This is a genomic window from uncultured Nostoc sp. (genome assembly GCF_964245445.1).
GTDB lineage: Bacteria > Cyanobacteriota > Cyanobacteriia > Cyanobacteriales > Nostocaceae > Nostoc.
Map to the genome: position 1 here is coordinate 1 of NZ_CAXTNE010000369.1, position 6,210 is coordinate 6,210.

6 protein-coding genes are annotated in these 6,210 nt (G+C 41.0%); 4 read left to right on the forward strand and 2 right to left on the reverse strand.

What is annotated here, in order from left to right; translation table 11 throughout:
• Positions 1–178: 178 nt before the first annotated feature.
• From crtD to ACFE90_RS34975, 3 genes are all read left to right on the forward strand, one after another.
• Positions 179–1,693, forward strand: a complete 1,515-nt coding sequence (crtD, locus tag ACFE90_RS34965; protein ID WP_375506860.1) for a C-3',4' desaturase CrtD — start codon at positions 179–181, stop codon at positions 1,691–1,693.
• A 196-nt stretch (positions 1,694–1,889) separates the two neighbouring features.
• Positions 1,890–2,996: a saccharopine dehydrogenase family protein gene (locus ACFE90_RS34970; RefSeq protein WP_375506861.1), complete on the forward strand. Its 1,107-nt coding sequence runs from the start codon at positions 1,890–1,892 to the stop codon at positions 2,994–2,996.
• A gap of 233 nt (positions 2,997–3,229) precedes the next feature.
• Positions 3,230–3,619, forward strand: coding sequence for a hypothetical protein (locus tag ACFE90_RS34975; RefSeq protein WP_375506862.1), 390 nt, complete (start codon positions 3,230–3,232; stop codon positions 3,617–3,619).
• 185 nt (positions 3,620–3,804) lie between these two features.
• Here ACFE90_RS34975 and ACFE90_RS34980 read toward each other — a convergent pair whose 3' ends face one another.
• Entirely contained in the window at positions 3,805–5,103 is a 1,299-nt protein-coding gene (locus tag ACFE90_RS34980) for a cation:proton antiporter (protein WP_375506863.1), read from the reverse strand.
• A gap of 233 nt (positions 5,104–5,336) precedes the next feature.
• On the opposite strand from ACFE90_RS34980, the gene ACFE90_RS34985 reads away from it, so the two are divergent.
• Complete coding sequence (locus tag ACFE90_RS34985) at positions 5,337–5,504, forward strand: hypothetical protein (protein WP_375506864.1); 168 nt, start codon at positions 5,337–5,339, stop codon at positions 5,502–5,504.
• 173 nt (positions 5,505–5,677) lie between these two features.
• Here the strand turns inward: ACFE90_RS34985 and ACFE90_RS34990 are convergent, their stop codons facing one another.
• Positions 5,678–5,833, reverse strand: coding sequence for a hypothetical protein (locus ACFE90_RS34990; RefSeq protein ID WP_375506865.1), 156 nt, complete (start codon positions 5,831–5,833; stop codon positions 5,678–5,680).
• Positions 5,834–6,210 lie beyond the last annotated feature (377 nt).

The window sequence follows — 6,210 nt, forward strand, 5'->3', positions numbered from 1 at the left end:
ACCTTGGTTAATCAGCTATTTCAGACTTGTGTGTACACCGTAGCCTAAGAGGAGAGAGGCTTTGAATCTTACTGCCCTCCCTTTGTAGGGAAGGGGTTGGGGGTTAGGTCTCCATTTAACTTAGAGATTAAGGTAAAATTATAAATAAAAGTATTAAGAAATTTAAAGAAACTAATCAATGTCCAGCATTTCTCTTGACAAAAGTAACTCTCATGTCGTCGTTATCGGTGCGGGAATAGGTGGACTGACTGCTGGAGCATTATTAGCTCATAAAGGTTACAGCGTCTTAATTTTGGATCAGGCCCTCGTACCAGGAGGCTGTGCTTCAACGTTTAAACGACAGAGATTTACCTTCGATGTGGGCGCAACTCAGGTGGCGGGGTTGGAACCAGGGGGAATTCACCACCGCATTTTCTCAGAATTGCAAATAGATTTACCAAAAGCAACGCCTTGTGATCCTGCTTGTGCGGTCTATTTACCTGGGGAAAGCACACCGATTAATGTTTGGCGCGACCAAGAGAAATGGCAAGAGGAACGACAAAAACAGTTCCCTGGTAGCGAACCGTTCTGGCAATTGATGGCAACTTTATTTAATGCCAGTTGGGAATTTCAAGGACGCGATCCGGTGCTACCACCACGTAATTTATGGGATTTGTGGCAGCTAGCGCAAGCGGTGCGTCCCAGTACATTAATTACTGTACCCTTCACTTTGTTTACGGTAGGAGATGCTTTAAGGTTATATGGACTAGGAAATAACCAGCGATTGAGGACTTTTTTAGATTTGCAACTGAAGTTGTATTCCCAGGTGGATGCAGAACAGACAGCATTACTTTATGCCGCAACAGCGTTGAGTGTATCCCAACTGCCCCAAGGATTGTTTCACCTCCAGGGAAGTATGCAAGTATTAAGCGATCGCCTGGTAAAATCCTTAGAAAGAGATGGCGGCAAACTCTTGATGCGCCACACTGTAGAACAAATCAAAGTAGAAAACGGCAAAGCTACTGCTGTAGTGATTAGAAATCAGAAAACTGGCGAAGTCTGGACAGAAGCCGCCGACCACATAGTTACCAATGTCACCGTGCAAAACTTGGTGCAGTTATTGGGAGAACAAGCGCCATCTGGTTATCAAAACCGGGTGGAAAAACTACCCCAAGCATCGGGCGCGTTTGTGGTGTATTTAGGTGTAGATGCCAGCGCGATTCCCCCTGAATGCCCTCCCCACTTACAATTTATGTACGATGTCAATGGCCCCATTGGTGAGAATAATTCCCTATTTGTTTCTGTCAGTCATCCTGGAGATGGTCGCGCACCGGAGGGGAAAGCGACAATTATTGCTTCTTCATTTGTCGATCCTGCACAGTGGTGGCAGACTGATGATTATGAAGGACTAAAAGAAAAGTTTACCCAAGAAGCGATCGCTCGTCTTGCCCAATACTTCTATCTCAAACCAGAAACTATTATTCATCAAGAAGCGGCAACACCCCGCACTTTTGCCCATTTTACAGCCCGTGATCGCGGTATAGTTGGCGGTATAGGTCAAAGGATTCCCACCTTTGGCCCCTTTGGTTTCGCCAATCGTACACCCATCCAGCATTTGTGGTTAGTTGGTGATTCCACCCATCCCGGCGAAGGTACTGCTGGGGTGAGTTATTCAGCGCTAACGGTAGTCAGGCAAATCGAATCGCAAATCTAGTACTTTGTCAACTTATTTTTGAGAGTTTGTAGTAAGCACTTTAGTGCTTAGAAAATAAGGGCTAAAGCCCTTACTACGAACTTGCTTACAACAATAAAAGTAGAAAATTCGTGAAATGGTATAAGTCATACTTGTAACTGATGACAAAGGGGACAGAAAACTGGTGAAATAAGGTTAGTATTGCCAATCTGGAGTAATGACAGACAGCGTTTTAATTCTTGGTGGACGGGGGCGGATTGGTAGCAGTGTTGCTCAGGATCTCGCTACCCATACGCAGGCACAAATTACGATTACTGGACGTTCTGCGGAGTTTGGGAAGGCTGTTAGCTTGTCTTCGGGAGGACAAGTGCAGTTTTTGGTATTGGACTTGGCAGAAGTTGACAAGTTGCAAGATGCGATCGCAAACTCTAACTTAGTCATTCATTGTGCTGGCCCATTTCACTATCGAGATACTAATGTTCTTGAAAGCTGTATTGCTCAAGGCGTTAATTATGTAGATGTCAGTGACCATCGTTCTTATACCAGCAAAGCCCTCAATTTTAGTGAACAAGCTGCTGCTGCTGGTGTAACAGCAATTATTAATACTGGTATTTTTCCTGGTATTTCTAACAGCATGGTACGTCAAGGTGTTGAACAATTTGATAAACCAGAAAAGATCCATTTAAGTTATTTAGTTTCCGGTTCTGGCGGTGCTGGCATTACAGTGATGCGGACAACTTTTCTTGGGTTGCAGTATCCTTTTGAGACTTGGATAGATGGAAAATGGAAGATAATCAAGCCTTATAGTGAAAGAGAATTAGTTGATTTTCCACCTCCCTATGGACGCACCGGAGTTTACTGGTTTGATATGCCAGAAACTTTTACACTGCCAAAAGCCTTCCCATCAGTAAAAACTGTAATTACTAAGTTTGGCTCTGTTCCTGATTTTTACAATCACTTAACTTGGATTGCGGCACACGTTTTTCCCAAGTGGTTAATGCAGCGCCGTTACATGATTGAATTTCTGTCTCATGTCAGCCATTCAATGACAGATGTCACTAATAATTTTACTGGGATTGGTGTAGCAGTTCGTTCGGAAGTTACAGGGCAAAAAGATGGTGAAACCGCCGTTTATTGTTCAACTGTAGTGCATGAAAATACAGCCGTGGCTTCTGGTTGCGGCACAGGTAGTATTGCCCAATTATTGCTAGAAGGTAAACTTAATAAACCAGGTGTTTATGCTGTGGAAGAAGCACTACCAACAAATTTATTTGCAGAGGTAATGCAAAGTCGAGGAATTAAAATTAATCACAGTTGGTTATAGCTTAATGCAAGTGTATTAAGCAGACTGGGTGAAAATTTAATTCAATTTCACGAAATATTCAGATACAGAGCTAGGGGCGTACATTTGTACGCCCCTACTATAGGTAAAAATTAATATACCTTGCGATAGAAGGAAAAACTGTACCTAAACATATAGGATGCCTGTGAGCCTGGAATATTGAATACATTTATACATAACGAAGGCTTATAACAAAACAACAGGAGGAGTTTTTTGTGCAAAAAATTCTATTAACTTTAAAACAAGCATTACGTTCAAGCTTTTTGGTTATTGGTTTAATGATTTTCATCAGCTTGTCAGGTTCTTTCATTTTTGTTCAGCAAGCTAGTTATGCAACTACTCTTGAAGAATTAAAGCTAATACCGCCAGAGTATAAACCAAATTCTGAAGAAAAAATTAATCGCGCTAACGAATATGATCCAGGTGTTGGTGTTCAAGAAGAAGAACGAGAAGAAGCTTATGAGGAAGCAATAAAAGATTCAAAAGACCTTAATACTATAGAAAAGGCTTACGAAAGGAATTTAAAGGCTGAACAAGAAGGAAAGCCCCAAGAAAGTTTTGGTGAAAAAGCGAAAGAAGTTATTGAAAAGGTGACAGGTAAATAGGGAATATAGACTTAACCCCAACCCCTTTCTTTTTAAGAAAGGGGAATAAAACTCGAAGCTCTCTCCAGTTTGACAATCAGGTTTAGAAAATTAAATTGTAGGGTGTGTTATGCCAAAGGCTAACGCACCTTAAATTATTGATAATGCCGTACTCTCGGCGATAACACACCCTACAAAAATTGCTTTTACTCAAATTCATCTATTGTGGCGGGAGGAGTAGTCTTTTTCTGATTAGCAAAATTGCGCTCATACCACTTCATTAATGGAGTTGTACTAATTCCATGCACAATCACCGAAACTACAATAGTAGTGTAAGTTATCCAAGCAATTTGTTCGCCTGCTTCACCTTTTAAGCCATGACCAAACGCATAGGCAAGATAATATAAAGAACCAACACCGCGAATACCAAACCATCCAAATAACAACCGAGTTCCTGGGTGCAAGGTTCGGCGGTGTGATTCTAGAGGACGTTTACCTATTGTGCTAATCCAAACTCCTACAGGTCTGATTATCAAGAACAACAAAATTATCACTAACAAAGATTGCCCAGCATACTTGAGCATTGGCTGCAATAATAATATTGAACCCAATAGTAAAATTGTCCCAACTTCCAGCAGCTTTTCAATTTGCTCAACAAATTCCAATTCTGCTAGCGGTTTTTCAGGATTTCTGTAACTACGTTGGACAACTAACCCAGCAACAAATACTGCCAGAAATCCATAACCATTAACCATTTCTGTTAAGGAATAAGTTAGGAGAATTGTGCTGATAGCAATAAAGTCTTCCATTAACTTATCGGTAGCACGGCGTTTTTGAATTTTTTGTTCAATCCAAACTATAGATTTGGCAACAACAATTCCCATAAAAATACCAGCTGCGATCGCCCAAATTAAATCAACCGTAATCCACTGTTTAAACCAGTTACCCCAGTTGTCATCTTCTAAGGCATGAATGCCAAAATAGACGAAGGGAAAAGCTAAAGCATCATTTAACCCACCTTCAGAAGTTAGACCAAATCTCAATTCATCTTGGTCGTTTGTATCGGTCAGTTGTACTTCTGATGCTAAGACTGGATCGGTAGGTGCAAGAATTGCTCCTAATAAAATCGCTTCTCCCCAATTCATCCCTAAAAACAATTTACCCACAACAGCCAGAGCCAAAATTGAAATTGGCATCAGAAATACAATCAATCGCACCGTAATATCCCAAACCCCCAACCTGAGAGGACGAACAATTCTTAAGCCGCAGCTAAACACAGAAATAATTACTACAAGTTCTGTTATTTTCTCCAGCATTTGGGCGTTGAAAACTTCATCTCGACGTAATTGAACCAGCCCAAAGCCGTTAGGGCCTAGAAAAATACCAACTAGTAGGTAGATAATCGCAAAAGAAAGAGGTAAGCGAGCAATCCAACCTGACCCTAATGTGACCATCAGCAGAAGTAGACCAATCACAAATAGGTCAATAATATAGATATCTACCATATAGCGATTTATATAAAAATTAGGCGTTACTTTGTAAGCATAGTTGTAATAGCTTGATGTTATAAATTACCTATGGGCAGATTTCTTTGAATTGGGGATTAGGGATTCACACCCGCCAGTAAATTTGAGAATTATAAAGCCACTTTAGGCTTTATTTGGGCTTAATTTTTGTTTAAGTCCCGATAGTCATTAAAAAACTACTGGCGAAGCTTTGACAGTGGGGGATTGCAGTTGTGGACAGTAGGTTGAGTAGAATAACTAACGCTATTGCTCAACATAGCACTGCTTATGGGGCGATCGCTTATTTGAAGGAAGCACTACGAACGAGTAAAGATGTTAAATCAGCAAAAGCTGTCTTTATGACGGCTTGCTTTGAGGGGCGATTCTCTCTGGAGAGTTAGTCAAGTTGCATCGGTAATAATTAGACTCAGTATTTCTATTTACAAAATAAAAGCTGTATATTTAGCTGCAACAGCATTGATTCGGTCAAGTAGGCAAAGTGGGTTCAGTAGATGTTTTGTAGTAATCCTTGATTATGCTGTTGATAAACTGTAATTTATTGCTTAGTACACGGTCAACATAAAACCACCAAGTCATTGAGAAAATGCAAGGTTTGGATTGCTTCTCTAGGAGACGCGATCGTCAACACTTCGTACCCTTCTCCTAAGGGAGACGAAGACAGCGAACGGGTTCTCCGAAAGAGTACGCAATGACATAAATCTTTTTGCATACCCACTTACCGCTCATTTGTTAACGGCTAAATTTAATGGCGCGGCAACGCAACTTGGCTCTTTAAAGAGAAAAGGTTAAAGGGGAAAGGTTTTAATCCCTTCCCCTTTAACCTTTAACGTTTCCCCAGCCCTGACCCGACTTCTTTGGGTTGGCAGACCACTAGTGGCACATTTGGCTTTGTGTATGTCTTGAAGAAGTTAAACCACGTCCAATTTCCCAGTGCATTATCATCTTAACTTTAGCCAAATAGACCCAAAGGGAAATCCGGGCTGGAGTTGTCGAATCGTTAAACAAACAAAAACACAGGAGAAAATCATGGCTAACTCATCATTCAATTTCATTAATCTGTCTGACTTGAATGGCACTAATGGCTTT

Excerpts from the sequence above, each read along its gene's own strand:
- crtD (WP_375506860.1), top strand. The coding sequence starts at position 179 with ATGTCCAGCATTTCTCTTGACAAAAGTAACTCTCATGTCGTCGTTATC.
- ACFE90_RS34970 (WP_375506861.1), top strand. The coding sequence starts at position 1,890 with ATGACAGACAGCGTTTTAATTCTTGGTGGACGGGGGCGGATTGGTAGC.
- ACFE90_RS34980 (WP_375506863.1), bottom strand. The coding sequence starts at position 5,103 with ATGGTAGATATCTATATTATTGACCTATTTGTGATTGGTCTACTTCTG.
- ACFE90_RS34990 (WP_375506865.1), bottom strand. The coding sequence starts at position 5,833 with ATGCAAAAAGATTTATGTCATTGCGTACTCTTTCGGAGAACCCGTTCG.